This window comes from Geomonas anaerohicana (assembly GCF_016458305.1).
Taxonomy (GTDB): Bacteria; Desulfobacterota; Desulfuromonadia; order Geobacterales; family Geobacteraceae; genus Geomonas; species Geomonas anaerohicana.
Map to the genome: position 1 here is coordinate 82,391 of NZ_JAEMHL010000013.1, position 16,900 is coordinate 99,290.

Here is a 16,900-nt window from a genome sequence, read left to right on the forward strand (position 1 = left end):
GAGACGGGGAGGGAAAGCCCCGCCGGACCCGGTATCCGGCGGGGCTGCTTTATTTTGTGGCCTTACCTTTCCTGGCGGTCTGCCAGCATGCTCACGAGCTTTGCCAACTCCCCTTCTTGCAGGACTACCGGGCGCATCTGGGTCTGCTCCCGGCTTTTCCTCGGATTTTCCAGCCACTTTTCCAGGGCCGCCTGGTTCCAGGCACTCCTATTGGGCGCCGTCCGGGGGTAGAACTCGGTCAACAACCCGGAAAGGTTGGGGCCGATGCTGCCGCGCCCCAGCCCGCCCCAGGTGCGGGTGAGCAGCCGGTGGCACGCGCCGCAGCGCCGCTCGAAGACGTTGTCCCTGCCGGCATCGCCATCCTGAAAATGGACCACCTGGGGCGACTCCCCCTGCCGGCGCCCCCCCTTCCCCGCAGCCTCCCGCGCCCCCACCAGCACCGCATTCACCAGCTCCGCCTTCTGCCGTTCGGTGAAGTGAAACTGGGGCATCAACAGCGCCGGGTTGCCGACGGCATCAGAGATCACCTGCGCCGTGGTCCCTGCCGGTAAATGATCCAGGTCCGCCGCCAGCCGGTTCCCCTTCCCTGCCGAGGTGTGGCAGCGCCGACAGGCGTAGTTTTCCATCAGGTCGCGCCCCCGCTGCGTGACGACAGAACCCGGCACGGCAAACCAGGCGAAGCGTCCCGGCACCAGGTCGTGGTGAGCGATACTCAGCCGTTCCGAGCGGGGATCGCCGGCATGACAGGTCACGCAACTGCCCAGGGCACGGAAGTGCGCGGAGTGACACTTGAGGCAGGAGGGTGCTCCGGCCTGCGCAGCCACCGGAGCGGCAAGCAAGGCGAGCGCGGCTAAAAGGGGGAAACGAACTGCCAATTGGCACCTCTGCAGAACATGGCCACGAGGGTGAGCGCCAGCACCGCAACGCAGATGGCGAGCGCCACGCAGTTCACGACACGGCTTTCGCGGGGGAACCAGCAGGCCCCCTGCGGCGGGGCGGAACGGGAGAGCCAGGGGAGCGCGATGAAAGCGGCCGTCAGTGCCAGCACCAGGTAGATCAGGTACTTCGAGTAGCTGACCAGTTCCTGGATCCAGAGCAGGAACCAGGCGGACTTGACGGGGTTGGGAACGCGGGCGAGGTTGGCCTGTTCCTGCAGGGGGGCCGGGATCAGCGCCGTCAGGGCCATGAGGGTCAGCACCGTGAGCGTCAGCGCGATCTTGATGAGCCGGAAGAAGTACGGCGAACTCTTTAGGTAGCCTCGTTTCATAGGTAGGGGAGCACCCCCTTGTCCTTCCTGATCCGGTAGAAGTGGAGCCCGCTGAGAAAGAACAGCGCCCCCGGGATCATCAGTATGTGCAGCACGTAGAAGCGCAGCAGCGAGGCGGGCTCGCCCACCCCGTCCGGCACCAGCGCCGCGCGCAGCGCCCCGCCGACCGGCATGGTGTGCAGCAGTTCCATGCCGGTCTGGGTGGCCCAGAGGGCGAGTTGGTCCATGGGGAGGAGGTAGCCGGTGTACCCCTCGAAGATGGCCAGCAGGAGCAGGGCGCAGCCGACCAGCCAGTTCAGTTCCCGCGGTTTTTGATAGGCGCCGGTCAGGATAACCCGCAGGGTGTGCAGGACGATCAGCACCAGGAAGAAATGGCTCGCCAGCCGGTGCAGGCTTCTCAGGTAGCGTCCGCCCCAGACCGAGGACTCCAGAAGCAGGATAGAGGGGTAGGCGGCGGCCGGGGTGGGCTGGTAGTAGAAAAGGAGCAGCAACCCGGAGGCGGCCAGCAGCATGAGGCAACTGAAGGCCAGCCCTCCCAGGCAGAGAGTATAGGAGAGGGTCAGGTTCCTTTGCAGTACCGCCCGTGGGAAAAGATGTTTGAGGAAGTCTTCGATCAAATCAGTTGCTCCCGCTGTTTCGCCTGCACCTGGTAAGTGTCACCGACCACCTGCACCTGGTACCGCTCCAAGGCCCGGTCGGCGGGGCCCTTCAGCACCTTCCCCTCGCGGTCGAACTCGGAGCCGTGACAGGGGCAGACCAGACCGGCGGGGGTGACGTTGACCGTGCAGCCCAGGTGGGTGCAGACCAGGTTCAGCGCGTAGACCTGCCCGCCCCGGTCCAGGACAGCAATGCGCGCCTCACGGTACACCAGCGCTCCGTCACGCGGGAGATCACCCTTGGCAACGGTGAGAAGCGTCTTCTTGCGCTTGCCGCGCGGGGTCAGGAATTTCCCCAGGAACCACCCACCCGCTGCCAGGGCGATCAGGGTGCCGAGGAAGGTTCGACGTGTTTGACCAAGCTCTGCCATTTTTCCAGGTAGGCCCTCCGATAGGCCGTGCTCTTGCGAGCAAGTTCCAGGTAACGCCGCTGTGGATAGAACGAGCCGTTGGTTACCTGCTGACCGGTCGCATCCCAGAACGAGGGGAGCGTCATCCCCTCGGCCTGCAGCTGGTAGATGCGGTCCTCCTTGGGTTCCCGCAGGAAGCGACGCGGGTTATCGTGGCACCCCTCGCACATGACGGTGCCGCGACGCACCGTGTGGGGGAAGAACGCTTTCCACCGGGCCGCCAGTAGCCGGTTCTCATCCCAGACAGCCCGGTCGTTCCTCACATCGGTGAAATAGGCGATGAACTCGGGTCTGATCGGGCTTACCTTGCCCCGCCCGTTCAAACCCAGTGGTGGCGCGTCCTGGCGCCGCAGATACGCACTTTTCAGGTATTCCTCGGCGCCCTGGTCCCGGCGCAGCCCGTAGAGTTCCTGCGACGGACTGTTGCTGAAGCGCAGGAAAAAGGTGCCGTACTCCTGCGCGGCCCAGGCCGAGTGACAGGCCCAGCACTCCATCTTCTCCAGGTGCGCCGCGATCCGGTGTTCCGGCACGCTTTGCTTTGGCTCGTGGCAATCCCGACACCCCTTGGCTGCCTTGCGCCCGGCGGCGAGGCTCTGCATGGAGTGACAGGCACCGCAGGAAAGCCCGGCCTCCGCGTGCAGGTCCGGTGTCATTTTCAGGTACGCCTCGCCGTAGGCCACCTCGCCGCGCTGGTAGCGCATGCTGTCCTCACGCGGCGCCATGCCGTAGTAGTCCGTCCCGACGAAGTAGCCTTTATGGCAGGTGAAGCAGTCGCGGTCGCGGGGCTTGCCGATGTCGTGCCCTTTGCCGGCGTGGCAGTCGGTGCACCCCTTGAGGTGGCAGGCGTTACAGTTCCTGGCGAAAAAGCGTGGTTCGGCTTTCCCGTAGCTGGCCGCGACGAAATCGAGTTCTCCCCGGCGGCTCCCCATGGGCTGGTCGAAGAGCGCCGCGTACCCCTTGTGGCAGCCGACACATCCGGCGGCGCGGCTCTCCCTCGAGGCGGGATTGGCCAGGGTCCTGGTCTCGTCCAAGTGGCAGGAGAGGCAAGGAAGCCCGCGGTGCACCCCTTTGACCACCTTCTTGTGGCAGACGGTGCAGTTCTCCTTGCCGAAAGCGACCGTCGCGCTAAGGAGCAGACACAAGGCGACGATGTAGCGCATCATTGAGCGCACCATGGTCCAGCTCCTTTCGATAGATGGGGTCAGCGGCCTTGTCGTGGCAGACCAGGCAGAGATTCACCGCCAGGGCGCGCCGTACCTCGGCGCCGTTCAGGGGACGGGAGTGTTCCCGGGTGATGGCCGAGTAGGCCCGCACCTTCCCCTCCTGGAGGGTCAAAAAGCCGTCCAGAGGCTTGTCCGCCGACTGCTCGCAGATCATGGTACCCTCGATGTTCCTCCCGGAAACCACATGCTGCCCGAAACCGAGGAACGCGGGGTTGCCGTGGCACTCGCCGCAGCCGATGGCCTTCTTCCCGGTGTTGTGCGAGTAAAAGGGGGCGAAGCGAAGCTGCTGTTGCCCCTTGAAGCGCGCCACGTACTCGTTTTTGGAGAGGCTTCCGTCCGGCTCCACCACGCTCACGAAGGTCTGGCACCCGGGCGTGACGGTGGAGATCCTGCCGCGCTGGTTCAGGGCCAGCGGGAAGGGGTAGAGCATCCGGTAATCTTCCTTCTCGCTGAAGCGGCCGGGCGTCGGCACCCCCTTGACGTAATCCATGGCGGACCTCGTCTTGTCGTAGCTGGTGTGGCAGCCGTAGCACTGGACCACGGTACGGCTGTGGCAGGAGTAGCATTCCATCCGGCCGTGGCCGACCACGGTATGTTCCGAAGTGCCCGTGATGACAAGGCTTTTGAACAGCCTGCCGCTGCGCTTCCCCAGCACCCAGACCGCGCCGTCCCTGTAGAAGACGTTGGAGTACGGGCGCCCCTTGGCGGTGAGGATCATCTTCATCCCCTGCCGCATCTGCATCCGGTATCCCTGGGACTCCCGCAGCACCTCGTCGTTTTCGCTGGCGATCTCGCGGTAGCGCGGGGGCTTCAGGCCGCCGTGGCAGTCCTCGCAGGAGATCTCGGTCTGCAGGTACATGTTCCGGTAGGCGTAGCCGTCCCCCATCAGGTCGCGCGATGTGTGGCAGTCGATGCAATCCATGCCGGCGGCGAAGTGGATGTCCGGTGCGATGTGGGTGAGGTTCCTGTTGCCGCTGGCCAGCACCGGCCCCGGGAGACCGAAGCGGGTCGGCACCAGGGAATTGCTGCCGTCGTTAAGCCCTTGGTAGGAATAGGCGATGCGCCCGCTGCGGTTGTGGCAACGGGAGCAGACCTCGTTGCCCGGCAGCCGCTCCATGGCGTGGCTTGCCGCGTAGGGTCCCCTCCCCCGCACGGTGGCGTCGCCACCCCGGTACAGGGCGCGGTCGTTGTAGGGGAAGTGGCAGGCGGCGCACCCCGAGGCATGGCTCGCCCCGTAGACGTCCCCGCTCTCCCGGGCCACGTGGCACTGGGAGCAGAACTTGCGGTAGAGCTCACCGGAGACGTGGTCGAGCTCCGCCACCGGCTGGAGCCGCAGCGGCTTGCCGGCGGGATCGTAGACCTCGCCGGCGCGGCTGGCGTAGTCGCCGTCTTCCGGCCCTTCCCAGGTGAGCCGGATGTTGCGGATCATCCCGGTCGTGGTGTACATCAGGTTCGACTTGATCCGGTCCAACTGATAAAGGTGGCAGGCGCCGCAGCTCTTGTCCCAGTGCTCCGGGGCGGAGGGATTGCCCTTGCCCAGCATGCCGCGGTGGGCGATGTCCTTTCGGGTTGCCCTGGCATCACCGCCGTGGCAGGCGACGCAGTCGTGGTGCGTCGCCGAGGCATGCTCGATGCCGGCATGGCAGGTGAGGCAGTTGTTGGCCGGCGTACCCTTTCCGATGCACCCGGCAGCGAAAAGGGCAGCCAGCAGAGCGGCTTTGCGGGCACCCCGGGACCAGCCTGATGGCGCCACGGTCCCCGCCCCCGGAGGGGGAGGGCCAGGGAGGGGAAAATCCATCTTGCCCGCATCCCGCGTCCCCCCTCCCGACCTCCCCCCTCCGGGGGGAGGAGCTGGGGATGTTTCTCGGTCTGTAACCTTCATATCGCCCGCTGTCTCTGCACTGAACTCCCGCGCATTATAGTCAAATTAAAGCCATTCTCCAAAACCTTTCATGAGCGGTAGACAAAAAAAGGCCGGCATCGCGGTGGATGCCGGCCATAACAAACCAGGAACCTTTCTCTTTTTTGCTATTTACCACTCTGGCTGATACTCACCCTCTTGGCGAACTCCTTCCAGACAAAGGGATCGCTGTTGGGGGTGCCGAAGGGAAGATAGGTGAGCTTCACTTCCACGTCCAGGTCGTAGGCGGCCGGCTTCTCCACCGTTTTGCCGTTCACCTCGACCTCTTCCAGCGGATAGAAGATTTCGAAGCGCTCCTTCACAACTTTGCCCGGCGGCAGCCCGGTGTCCTCGATCAGGCCGCTCTTCTCGTAGGGGCCGCGCCCCATCCGGTCGCCACGGGCCAACTGTTGCGGGACCGGCATGTAGATCTTCTCCTGGTTGAACACTTCCTTGCCGTCCTTGGTCTTACCGATTACCGACAGAACCAGTCGGTTGGGGGTCGGTCAGCCGTCGGGGATGGAGTGTCCCGCCTTGTTGAGCATCTCGACCTTGACCACGGCCCTGGGCCTGATCTTGGCGCCGTCGCGCCAGTAGTACCCGAAGGCCTCGGCCTTGAACTCGACCGCCTTGTCGCTCATAGCCGCATCCCGGTAGGACTGGATGTTGTGCCCGAGCTTCGAGTTTTTCATGTGGCAGTCCTGGCAGTTCTCCTGCCCCACCTCGGCCTTGTAGGCCCAGAGGTAACTGCCGTACGAGGTGCAGCACTGGGTCGGCTCGTCCAGCTCCAGGTTGGGGCCCAGGCCGTGGCACTGGCCGCACTGTATGGCCTGGTCCATGATCGGGCTCTTGGCCATCTTGGGGAACTTGTCGGAGGGATGATCGCCGTCCTTGGAGCCGTACACCACCCCGGCCTTGGGATAGCCGTCCTGCCACTTGTGGGTTATGGCGTTCCGGTTGTGGCAGACCAGGCAATTGATGGAGACGCTCTTCAACTTCTCCTCGAACTTCTTGGCCACCTCCTTGTCCTTCTTGGCCCGCGCCTCCTTCCAGCCGTAGAGGGTGGTGACCAGTTCCTGGGCCACCGAGTCCTCGGCGTCGGCCAACTGCGGCAGGTGGCACTTGGCGCATCCCATCAGGTGCTCCACCTTGACGTCCTTCGGGCTCTTCACCCCTGAGTAGGGCTCTTCCATAAGGCCGTTCTCGATGGTGGTCATGATGGTCATCGCCGTGCGCGCCGTGCCGAAGAGCGAGCGCGAGTGGATCGATTTGGAGGCCTGGTCATGCTGCTCCTGGTGGCATTCCACGCAGGAGCTCGAGTCGTACATCTTGGCCAGTTCGGCGAGGGTCTTCGCCTTCCCCGATTTGGCGGCTATGGTTTCCTGCCAGCCGATGCCGGCCTTGCCGGCAAAAGAGGGCGCCGCCAGCGCCCCTAAAAGCAGGGCGGCGGCAAGGCCTCCCTGAAAGATCATTCTGTTCATGGCTGCTCCCGTTCAACCGATGATGTGCGAGTGCGGGCGCCCCGCTTGCGCGGGGCGCCCTTTTCCTCAGCAACCCTAGCAACCCTGAAGCTCATCCCCTTCGCACTCCGTGAGCGACACCGGGGAGTCGACCTTCATCTTCTCAGCCTTGGCCTTGCCGAACTTGAGCGTCACCTCGTTGCCCTGCACGGCAAGCACCTTGGGCGAGCCGCCGGCAGCCGAGACGGTGGCCCCTTTCTTCACGAAGGCCGGGGGAGCAGCCTCCAGGGTCACCGTGACCTGCTCGCCATCCACTTTGGTTACCTTCCCTTTGGCCGGTCCTGCCGCAAAGGCCGTGGCCGCCAGGCTCAGCATGGCCAGGGTTGTCGCCGCTATCCTCATCGCTTTAGCAAACATCGCTTTTCCTCCTCTTGCCCGAGGGGGACTGGCACCTGGCGGAGCCAGTCCCCTGCGGGCTGTCTGTGGTTAGAAGATCACCTGGAGCTGGGTCACGTAGGTCATGAAGTCCTCGGTCCCGTCGGCCGTGGTGCCGCTGCCGTTACGGAAGCCGGTGGAGTTGGCCTCGAAGGTGAGCTTCAGGTTCTGGTCGCGCAGGTAGTAGTTCACGCCGCCGCCGGTCCAGAAAACGCGCTGATTGTAGATGCCGTTCAGGTTGGCGAATTTCCAGTCCTCGTGACGCACGAAGAGCTGCAGCGGGATGTTGGGAAGCATGTAGCCGGCCTTGACGTAGTAGCCGTTCTTCTCCCCGTTGATGCCGACCACGTTCGGGTCGGGGTTGTCGCCAAGATAGGCCTTGTCGAGGTCGATCTTTTCGTAGGCGCCGGACACGGTGAAGGTGCCTACGGCCTCGACGGGATACTCGACGAAACCGTCGAAGGTCCAGGCCTTGTAGTCCTTCTTCCCGGTTCTCAGAACCGTGTCGCCGTAGGCGACGTCCGGCTCGAACTGGTACGCCGCGCCGAAGGTGGCGACCTTCTTCTTGCCCAGGTAGGTCCCCTTGTAGCCGTAATCGTTTTCCGGGTCGAGCAGCGTCACGTGGGCGCGCGCCGAGTAGCGGAAGTTCGAGGCGGGGGCGGTGTCGCCGGAAACTGCCTTGCGTCCTTCCATGGCGTCGAGGCGGTACTGGAACATGTCCTTGAAGAGGTTGCCCCATACCGCCACGCCGGTGTCGCGCGTGGTCACGTAGGGTGCGCGGATGAAGAGCGAGCGGTCCAGGGTCAGCGGGGCCTCGCACGCCTCCAGGTTCTCACGCGAGAGGTTGTACTTGAACTTGCCGACGTTGACGCGGAACGCGTTGTCGATCTTGAAGCGGACCACCGCATCCAGGAGCTGGAAGTTCGAGCCCTGGTTCTGTGACGCCACGTCGAGCGGGGTCAGGTTCTGGTCGTCGGTGTACTCGGTCTGCACGTAGATGGACATCATGTCGCCGTACTTGCCCATGAGGGCCAGGCGGTTGCGGCGGAAGTTGAAGTTGGCCGTGGTGTCCTCGTTGTTGTCGCCCGAACCGATGTCGCGGAAGGTCATCTGGAACTGGCCCTTGTAGTCCAGCTGCAGCGCCCCCTCGTCATTGGGGCCGAAGGTCATTTTGGGTCCTGCAAATGCGGTTGTGCTGGCCAGAGCTACCCCGAGCAGGGCAGCACAGACGGTCTTGTTGATATTGATCATGGTCGTCTACTCCCTATGTGGTCGATTGATGATCCGAAAGCTGCCTGTGACCTTAGCAGCCGCCTCCGCCGCCGGAGGTGCCACTGCCGCTGCTGGTAGTGACCGGGCTATGGTAGGCCGCATCCGTATCTTCGATCTGGTTGCCGGTCGCATAGGTCGGCTCGGGGCTCAAAAGACGCGTGTTGTAGGTGACTATGGCGCGCCCGGCGTCGATGTTGTAGGTGCGCGAATCGGTCAGGGCGGTGGTATCCCAGATGGAGCCTACCGCGAGCTTGCCGCCTGCGTTGGCGAGGGTGGTGCCGACCTTGTCGGAGCTGGCCATGAGTCCCCACTGCCCCCAGGAGCCGTCGTACCAGATTGCCTTCATGGTTCCGGCGTTGGTCTCGTTGTAGTAGGCATAGCCGTCGATGGCGAAGAAGAGAACGGAGGCGATGTTGCCGGCGCGGCAGATGGTATAGACCGAGGTGCGACCGGCCGGAATGGCCAGCGCCGTCTTCACGTCGTCGATCGATTTGAACTTGCCGGCGGTGTGCAGGAGGGTGTGTGCCTTGTTGCGGCCACCGTGCACGGCACCCTCGAAGACCACGTACTTGGTCGGGGTCGAGGTGTCGATGAGGTCGGAGGTGGGGCCGGCGGGCACGTCGGTGCTCCTGCCGTCGATGAAATCGTTGCCGGCGGTGCCCGCGGTGACCGCGGCGATCATGTCGGAGAGGGAAGCCCTCAGGTCAGGCCTGACACGATTGATGCCGTTGGGGGTTGCCACGTAGCTCGACCTGGCGACGGTGGGCTTGTCGAAGACCAGCGGCAGGCCGGCCGCCTTCCAGGCCTTGTTGCCGCCGTTGAGCACCTTGAGCCTTTCCTTGGGGAAGCCCCAGTAACGGAACACGGTGTAGCCGCGGGTCAGGTTCCAGGGGGAGCCGCTCTCGGCCTCGGAGGTGGTAAAGACGATGGTGGTGTTGGCGTCGATGCCGGTACGCTGGATCAAGGTGTCCATGGTGGTCCCGTCGGGAACCATGGAACCGGTGTACATCGGCCCTTCGACGCGGGTTTGCGCGAGCTCGGTGGTGAGGCCGACGCTCTGGGAGCCGGCGATGTGCCCGAGATCGTAGTTGGTTGCCGTGCCGTCGACTTGGAGGATCACCACCCGGTCATAGCCACCGGCCTTGTTTACCTTGCCCTCCGTGATCCACTGGTTCAGGTCCGCGGGTTCGATCAGTGCGGTTGCAGTTTTGGTCGTGGTAATGCCCTTGGCGGGGCTGTCGTAGCTCGTATTACCGCACCCCCAGATGCTGAGAGCCGCTACGGCCACCAGACCGAGCAGCGAGAACAGCAGTAATCTGCTCTTTTGCATCATCTTCTCCGACATACAACCTCCTTTGGATTGGGTGAAATATGGCTTCCAACAGATCTTAGAGTTCCGGTCCTCCTTTCTCCTTTATTAGCACAGTCAAAGACTACACCTGCAAAAGTTAAAATAATTTCGTTTTCTGTCAAGAATATAGCTAAGACAAGTTAACGTGCTGAGAAATCGACAAAAGTAATGTCAAAGGTCGCCATGTCAAAATAACTGATCCAACAGCTCTGGTGCAAAGTACTGACTTATTACTGCTTTTGGCGAGAACTTCGCAAGAAGGACGGCTCACAAAGGTACTGTCGCTTCTTCGCAGAATAGGGCGAACTACTCAAGTGAAAGTTTTTCATGCCGTCATGCGTAACACGCATAGTAATTAAATAAATCTTACATTACTTTCTGAGTCGGCAGCTTTTGGCCACATTCAGTGTTGCAATTCATATAAGAATTTTGCAATATGCACAAACGACATATTCTCACACAACCTATGCGAGTTTCGCATGGCCGGCAGCGTCGAGACCAGATAGATGGATTTCACCAACCTAAAAACCCTCGTAGTTTCGATCGAATGCGGCAGCTTCTCCAAGGCGGCCGAAATCCTCTGCGTGACGCAGTCTGCCGTTTCGCGCCGGATAAAGATCCTCGAGGACCACTACGGGCAGCTCCTTTTGGACCGCTCGGGGATTACGCTCAAGCCGACGGCGGCCGGGCAGCTCCTGATAGAGAAGGCGCGGCAGGTGCTGCAGATGGAGCAGGAGTTTCTCCACGACCTTCAACTATTGGCGCGCAGACGCAAGATCTCCTTCTGCTGCACCGCTCCCTTCGGCATCTCCTTCCTCCCCGATATCTTCACGCGTTTCATGTCGCGCAACTCCCAGAACAGCGACCTGAGCTTCGTCTTCGACATGCCTGAAGGGGCCCTGAAGGGGCTCAAGGAAAAGCTGTACGACCTGGTCCTGATCGAGTTCTGCGAGGACCTGAACCTCGACGAGTTCGCGGTGTACCCCCTGCCTGACGACGAGATGGTCTTCGTGAGCAGGCCCGGCTTCATCGACAGCAGGATGGTCGGCGTCGAGACCATGCTCGACCAGCGCCTGTACTGCAAGAAATCCGGCTGCTGTGCGCGGCGCTTTTTGGAAAAGAGCATGCTTGCCATCGGCCGCGACGCCGCCGAGTTCCGCAACACCGTCTACTTCGACGACATCCCCTTCATCATCAAGGCAGTCAAGGCCGGAGAAGGGGTCACCTTCATCTCCCGCAGCGTGGTGGCTTCCTCCCTGGCCGAAGGTTCGCTGGTCAGCCACCACGTCGAGGGGTTCGCCCCGTCCCGGCCGCGGCGCCTGGTCCTGGAGAAGAACCGCAGCCTCGACCCGACCCTGTTCGACCTCATCGAGGGGATCTTCCACAGGTTCTCGCTCGCCCCGCCATCCGAACTGATACCGCGCTGACCTCGCGCCGGCTGCCTCACCCCCTCCGCCCTGTTCACCCCCTACTCCGCACCGCCATGCCCGCTCCTTTCTTCCCTTCACAAAAATTAGTGGTAGCATATTAAACTTCATTATCTCCACCCTCTCTGCGTCCCCATTATTGCGGGGAAGCCCACTGGGCGGGTGCAGCCATCTCTGGACAAGGGGGACTGTTCACATGAGTGGAACCAGGAAAACCATGGACGGCAATACCGCGGCGGCTCATGTCGCCTACGCGCTCAGCGAGACCGCGGCCATCTACCCGATTACCCCATCCTCGACTATGGGGGAAGTAGCCGACGAGTGGGCGGCGGAGGGACGCAAGAACGTCTTCGGCCAGGTACTGAACATCAAGGAGCTGCAATCCGAGGCCGGGGCCGCCGGTGCGGTGCACGGTTCCCTGGTGGCGGGGGCGCTCACCACCACCTTCACCGCATCGCAGGGGCTGTTGCTCATGCTCCCCAACATGTACAAGATCGCCGGCGAGCAGCTCCCCGGCGTGTTCCACGTCTCGGCCCGCGCCATCGCCACCCACGCTCTCTCCATCTTCGGCGACCACCAGGACGTCATGGCGGCACGCCCCACCGGCTTCGCCATGCTCTGCGCGTCCTCGGTCCAGGAGGTGATGGACCTCGCCCTGGTGGCCCACCTGGCCGCCCTGGAGGCCAGCATCCCCTTCCTGCACTTCTTCGACGGCTTCCGGACCTCGCACGAAGTGCAGAAGATCGAGGTGATCGACTACGAGGAGATGGCCCGGCTGGTGAACCACGAAAAGCTGGCCGCCTTCCGCAGAAAGGCCATGAACCCGGAGCACCCCGAACTGCGCGGCACCGCCCAGAATCCCGACATCTACTTCCAGGGGCGCGAGCGCGCCAATCCGTTCTACCAGGCGCTGCCGCAGGTGGTGACCGAGACCATGGAGCGGGTGGGACAGCTGACCGGGCGGCATTACCGCCTCTTCGACTACATCGGACACGCCGAGGCGGATCGGGTCATCATCACCATGGGCTCGTCCTGCGAGACCTGCGAAGAGGTGGTGCAGTACCTGAACGGGCAGGGCGAGAAGGTGGGGCTGGTCAAGGTGCGCCTGTACCGCCCCTTCGACGCCGACGCCCTGCTGTCCGTCATCCCCCCCACCGCGGCGAAGATCACGGTGCTCGACCGTACCAAGGAGCCGGGGTCGCTGGGCGAACCGCTCTACCAGGACGTCTGCACGGCACTTCTGGAGCGGGGCGGCGAGATGCCGGAACTCTACGCCGGGCGCTACGGCCTGGGCTCCAAGGAATTCCGACCCGTACACGTGAAGAGCATCTTCGACAACATGGCGGGCCGCCCCGGCAAGCGCCACTTCACGGTCGGCATCACCGACGACGTGAGCGACACGTCGCTCCCGGTCGAGGGGACCCTCTCCACTACGCCCGAGGGGACCATCCAGTGCCGCTTCTGGGGCATGGGCGCCGACGGCACGGTCGGGGCCAACAAGGCCGCCATCAAGATCATCGGCGACAACACCGACCTCTACGCGCAGGCCTACTTCTCCTACGATTCCAAGAAGTCCGGCGGCATCACCGTGTCGCACCTGCGCTTCGGCGAGAGCCCCATCCAGTCCACCTACCTGGTCGACGCCGCCGATTTCATCTCCTGCCAAAAGGCGCCCTACGTGCAGATCTACGACCTGCTGGAAGGGATAAAGGACGGCGGCACCTTCCTGCTCAACTCCCCCTGGAACACGGTGGACGCCATGGAGGCGAACCTGCCGGCCGCCATGCGCCGCGCCATCGCCCAGAAGAAGGTGCGCCTCTACAACGTGGACGCCATCAGCATCGCCCAGTCCGCAGGGCTCGGCGGGCGCATCAACATGATCATGCAGACCGCCTTCTTCAAGCTCTCCGGCGTGCTCCCCTTCGAGCGGGCCGTGGAGCTCTTGAAGGACTCGATCCGCAAGGAGTACGGCCGGAAAGGTGACCAGGTGGTCGAGATGAACCTGGCCGCGGTCGATCTCGCCGTGCAGAGCCTGGTCGAGATCTCCTATCCCGACTCCTGGCGCGACGCCGACGACGAGCGCGGCACCGACTTCCGCCTCAAGCAGCCGATGCCCGACTACATGCGCGACATGGTCTTCCCGATCCTGCGCCAGAAGGGCGACGACCTGCCGGTCTCCTCCTTCACCCCGGACGGGGTCTTCCCCTTCTCCACCGCGCGCTACGAAAAAAGGGGCGTCGCCATCAACGTCCCCGAGTGGATCAAGGAAAACTGCATCCAGTGCAACCAGTGCGCCTACATCTGCCCGCACGCCACCATCCGCCCCTTCGTTGCCACCGACAGCGAACTGGCCAACGCACCAGAGACTTATCAGACTATCCCGGTCAACGCCAAGGAACTCAAGGGGATGGGCTTCCGAATCCAGGTCTACACCCTGGACTGCATGGGGTGCGGCAACTGCGCCGACATCTGCCCCGCCAAGGTCCCGGCGCTGGTGATGAAGCCGATCGACACCCAGTCCGCGGTGCAGGAGGAGAACCGCAAGTTCGCCGAGACCCTCGCGCCGAAAGGGCACCTGGTGAAACGGACCACGGTGATCGGCAGCCAGTTCCAGCAGCCGCTCCTCGAGTTCTCAGGCGCCTGCTCCGGCTGCGGCGAGACCCCGTACGCCAGGATCGTCACCCAGCTCTTCGGCGAACGCATGATGATCGCCAACGCCACCGGCTGCAGCTCCATCTGGGGCGCCTCCGCGCCGGTCTCCCCCTACTGCGCCAATGCCGAGGGCCACGGCCCGGCCTGGAACAACTCGCTCTTCGAGGACGCCGCCGAGTTCGGCTTCGGCTACCACATGGCGGTGTCGCAGCGCAGGCACCTGCTGGCGGACCAGGTGCGCCGCGCGGTGCACAGCCTGCCGGAAGGAGATCTCAGGGGTGAACTGGAAGGGTGGCTGGCCGGGATGATGGACCCGGAACTGTCCCGGCGCCACGGCGACCGGTTGAAGGAGCTGCTCGGGAAGGCGGGTGACAACGAGCTGCTGCAGCAGATCGCGGCATCGGCCGACCTGTTCACCAAAAAATCCATCTGGATCTACGGCGGCGACGGCTGGGCCTACGACATCGGCTTCGGCGGCCTGGACCACGTCATCTCCACCGGCGAGGACGTGAATCTCCTGGTTATGGACACCGAGCTCTACTCCAACACCGGCGGCCAGTGTTCCAAGGCCACCCAATTGGGGGCCATCGCCCGTTTCGCCGCCTCCGGCAAGCGGACCTCCAAGAAGGACCTGGGACGCATGGCCATGACCTACGGCTACGTCTACGTCGCCTCCATCGCCATCGGCGCCGACAAGAACCAGACCCTCAAGGCGATCACCGAGGCGGAGGCCTATCCCGGTCCGTCGCTCATCATCGCCTATTCAACCTGCATCAACCAGGGGCTAAGGAAAGGGATGGGGAAATCGATCGAGGAAAGTCAGTTGGCGGTCAAGTGTGGCTATTGGCCGTTGTACCGGTACAACCCGCTCCTGAAGCGGGACGGGAAGAACCCGTTCATCCTGGAGTCAAAAAAGCCCGACGGCAGCATGGCCGAGTTCCTCTCGGGCGAGGTGCGCTTTCAATCGCTGGAAAAGCAGAATCCCGAGGTGGCGCGGCAACTGCGCGAGCAGATGGAGCAGGAGGCGGTGGAGCGGTTCCGCATGTTCCGCGACATGGCGGACTGGCAACCGACCAAGGGGGACGTACCTAAGGAGGGGGGGAGAAAGCACGACCGTGTCCCCGCCGCCGCGGGAGCGACCGAGGAACCGGCGCCGGTCTGCGTCAGCGCGACCAGCGACCCGCGCTACAGCCGCCCCAGCGAGCCCGAGGAGGAATGTGACGACGGCCGCGCGGGGATCGACAAGAACATCAAGGACCCCGATAAGTGACAAGCTTCCGCTGGTAAAAGTCCCCCTTTGCGAAGGGGGATTTAGGGAGATTTGCTTTTGGTTGATCCCGTTCCCAAGGTCCACCTTGGGAACGCAAAGCCTCTTCGAAGCGCCAACTTCCCTCGGATGCAAAGCTGGAGCTTTGCGCCATATGGGGTTCCCAAGCTGGAGCTTGGGAACCAGGGAAAATCCCCCCTAAGGGGACAGGCACCTGGCGGAGCCTGTCCCCTCCTTCTCAAGGGTGCTCGCGGCGAAAAGTACCGCCGCTGCAAGACCGATCCAGCCGGCGGCGTAAAAGACTGAGGTAAGCCCGAACCGGCTCTGCAGCCATCCCCCGAAGAGCGGCCCCACCAGGAAACCGAGGTTCAGCGCCGCATTGAAAATACCGACGGCAAGCCCCGTCCCGTGACGCTCCCCCTGCTCGAGAAGAAGCGCGGTGCTGGCCGGCTGCGAAAGCACGCTGCAGAGCCCTATCCCCCCACCCAGCACGAGCACCTGGTGGAACCCCTGTGCCGCGGGAATCAGGAAATAGAGCAACGACACCGAGATCCCACCCAGCAGCACCAGGGATTTTCGCGAACGGCAATCGGACAGCCTGCCGACCGGACGCAACAGCGTCGTGATGACCAGGGTGCTGGAGGCGAGCACCAGGCCGGTCTGGGTGCCGGTAAGCCCCAGCCGCGCGTTCAAGAGGATGGGGAAGAATCCCGCCAGAAGGGAAATACCGCACCCCCTTCCGAAAATGAAGACGAGAAGCCCTCCCATGGCGCCGTGGCGCGCCACCTCGAGAGCGGCGGGAAGCGTCAGTGAGACCTTGTCTTTTCCGGACGGTGCCCCGCCGCAAAGGGCGGAGGGGATGCACCGCAGCGCTACAGCGAGCGCCAGCAGGCACAAAAGGGTAAGGCTCGCGAAGATGCCGTAGAACCCCCACAGGTCATGCAGCACTCCCCCCAGGACCGGCCCAATCCCGATGGCAAGGTAGAAGGAAATGTCGAAGGTCCCAGCCGCGCGCCCCTCTCCGTCCGTGCCGCTCGCCCTTCCGAGCAGGGAGAGCATCACCGGGCGAAACATGGCGCAGGCCACCCCTTGAACCAGGCGCAGCGACATAATGACCATCAGGTCGGAACTGAGAAGGTAACCAAGGGACACCAGGAGGTAGAGGGCGAGGCTGAAGGTTACGGCCGCCCTCGGCCCGAACCGGTCGACGCAGCCCCCCATGACCGGGCTGAAAACGATCTTGGACAAGGAGAAAAGCAGCAGAGGCAGCCCCAGCAGAAGGCCGCGTCCCCCGAGGGAAAAAAGGTAGGTGGCAAAGAAGGCGTCGGCGATGCCGAAGCCGAGGCTGGTGGCGAAGTTGATCAGAAACAGCGACTGGAACAGCTTTGTGTTCTTCATGCCGGCGTCCTTGCGGGGTCTGCGACCGCACGTCGTCCCTGCCCCGATGGTAGCACTCATTAGCCCCCGCCCCCGCCTGCTACGGTGTTTTATCGGTGAGAACGCGCACCTCCCCCTGGAGGGGGGAGGCTGGGAGGGGGGAAGCCGGATCGAGCCGCTACGCTCCCCCTCCCTGTCCCTCC

At 63.5% G+C, this 16,900-nt stretch carries 13 protein-coding genes; 2 read left to right on the forward strand and 11 right to left on the reverse strand.

Translation table 11 applies throughout. The features are described from left to right. Positions 1-62: 62 nt before the first annotated feature. From extS to extH, 10 genes are all read right to left on the reverse strand, one after another. Positions 63-875, reverse strand: a complete 813-nt coding sequence (gene extS / locus JFN91_RS18980; protein ID WP_199390718.1) for a selenite/tellurite reduction operon c-type cytochrome lipoprotein ExtS — start codon at positions 873-875, stop codon at positions 63-65. Further along, positions 851-1,267, reverse strand: a complete 417-nt coding sequence (gene extQ / locus JFN91_RS18985; RefSeq protein WP_199390719.1) for a selenite/tellurite reduction operon b-type cytochrome membrane protein ExtQ — start codon at positions 1,265-1,267, stop codon at positions 851-853. Before extQ ends, extS begins: the two co-directional genes overlap by 25 nt. Then, positions 1,264-1,884: a cytochrome b N-terminal domain-containing protein gene (locus JFN91_RS18990; protein ID WP_199390720.1), complete on the reverse strand. Its 621-nt coding sequence runs from the start codon at positions 1,882-1,884 to the stop codon at positions 1,264-1,266. Before JFN91_RS18990 ends, extQ begins: the two co-directional genes overlap by 4 nt. Then, on the reverse strand, positions 1,881-2,294 hold the full coding sequence (locus JFN91_RS18995) for a QcrA and Rieske domain-containing protein (protein ID WP_199390721.1): 414 nt from the start codon (positions 2,292-2,294) through the stop codon (positions 1,881-1,883). The genes JFN91_RS18990 and JFN91_RS18995 overlap by 4 nt, the downstream gene beginning before the upstream one ends. After that, positions 2,249-3,505, reverse strand: a complete 1,257-nt coding sequence (extO, locus tag JFN91_RS19000) for a selenite/tellurite reduction operon b-type cytochrome iron-sulfur cluster-binding subunit ExtO (RefSeq protein WP_199390733.1) — start codon at positions 3,503-3,505, stop codon at positions 2,249-2,251. The genes JFN91_RS18995 and extO overlap by 46 nt, the downstream gene beginning before the upstream one ends. Further along, positions 3,459-5,309, reverse strand: a complete 1,851-nt coding sequence (gene extM / locus JFN91_RS19005; protein ID WP_407932191.1) for a selenite/tellurite reduction operon c-type cytochrome ExtM — start codon at positions 5,307-5,309, stop codon at positions 3,459-3,461. The genes extO and extM overlap by 47 nt, the downstream gene beginning before the upstream one ends. A gap of 275 nt (positions 5,310-5,584) precedes the next feature. Next, complete coding sequence (extKL, locus tag JFN91_RS19015) at positions 5,585-6,937, reverse strand: multiheme c-type cytochrome (seleno)protein ExtKL (protein ID WP_407932192.1); 1,353 nt, start codon at positions 6,935-6,937, stop codon at positions 5,585-5,587. A gap of 75 nt (positions 6,938-7,012) precedes the next feature. After that, a complete protein-coding gene (gene extJ / locus JFN91_RS19020; protein ID WP_199390723.1) occupies positions 7,013-7,333 on the reverse strand; it encodes a selenite/tellurite reduction operon protein ExtJ in 321 nt (106 codons plus the stop codon). 69 nt (positions 7,334-7,402) lie between these two features. Next, positions 7,403-8,602, reverse strand: coding sequence for a selenite/tellurite reduction operon porin ExtI (gene extI / locus JFN91_RS19025; protein WP_199390724.1), 1,200 nt, complete (start codon positions 8,600-8,602; stop codon positions 7,403-7,405). A 52-nt stretch (positions 8,603-8,654) separates the two neighbouring features. Beyond that, positions 8,655-9,968 (reverse strand): selenite/tellurite reduction operon rhodanese-like protein ExtH, encoded by a 1,314-nt coding sequence (gene extH, locus JFN91_RS19030; protein WP_199390725.1) that lies wholly within the window; start codon positions 9,966-9,968, stop codon positions 8,655-8,657. A 512-nt stretch (positions 9,969-10,480) separates the two neighbouring features. Between extH and JFN91_RS19035 the strand changes: the two genes are divergently transcribed. Together JFN91_RS19035 and nifJ are read left to right on the forward strand one after the other, a co-directional pair. Next, positions 10,481-11,401 (forward strand): LysR family transcriptional regulator, encoded by a 921-nt coding sequence (locus tag JFN91_RS19035; RefSeq protein WP_199390726.1) that lies wholly within the window; start codon positions 10,481-10,483, stop codon positions 11,399-11,401. 196 nt (positions 11,402-11,597) lie between these two features. Continuing rightward, positions 11,598-15,323, forward strand: coding sequence for a pyruvate:ferredoxin (flavodoxin) oxidoreductase (gene nifJ / locus JFN91_RS19040; protein ID WP_199390727.1), 3,726 nt, complete (start codon positions 11,598-11,600; stop codon positions 15,321-15,323). A gap of 195 nt (positions 15,324-15,518) precedes the next feature. On the opposite strand, the gene JFN91_RS19045 is transcribed toward nifJ, so the two are convergent. Beyond that, on the reverse strand, positions 15,519-16,718 hold the full coding sequence (locus JFN91_RS19045; protein WP_199390728.1) for an MFS transporter: 1,200 nt from the start codon (positions 16,716-16,718) through the stop codon (positions 15,519-15,521). Positions 16,719-16,900 lie beyond the last annotated feature (182 nt).

Excerpts from the sequence above, each read along its gene's own strand:
- extQ (WP_199390719.1), bottom strand. The coding sequence starts at position 1,267 with ATGAAACGAGGCTACCTAAAGAGTTCGCCGTACTTCTTCCGGCTCATC.
- JFN91_RS19045 (WP_199390728.1), bottom strand. The coding sequence starts at position 16,718 with ATGAAGAACACAAAGCTGTTCCAGTCGCTGTTTCTGATCAACTTCGCC.
- extI (WP_199390724.1), bottom strand. The coding sequence starts at position 8,602 with ATGATCAATATCAACAAGACCGTCTGTGCTGCCCTGCTCGGGGTAGCT.
- extH (WP_199390725.1), bottom strand. The coding sequence starts at position 9,968 with ATGTCGGAGAAGATGATGCAAAAGAGCAGATTACTGCTGTTCTCGCTG.
- JFN91_RS19035 (WP_199390726.1), top strand. The coding sequence starts at position 10,481 with ATGGATTTCACCAACCTAAAAACCCTCGTAGTTTCGATCGAATGCGGC.
- JFN91_RS18995 (WP_199390721.1), bottom strand. The coding sequence starts at position 2,294 with ATGGCAGAGCTTGGTCAAACACGTCGAACCTTCCTCGGCACCCTGATC.
- nifJ (WP_199390727.1), top strand. The coding sequence starts at position 11,598 with ATGAGTGGAACCAGGAAAACCATGGACGGCAATACCGCGGCGGCTCAT.
- extJ (WP_199390723.1), bottom strand. The coding sequence starts at position 7,333 with ATGTTTGCTAAAGCGATGAGGATAGCGGCGACAACCCTGGCCATGCTG.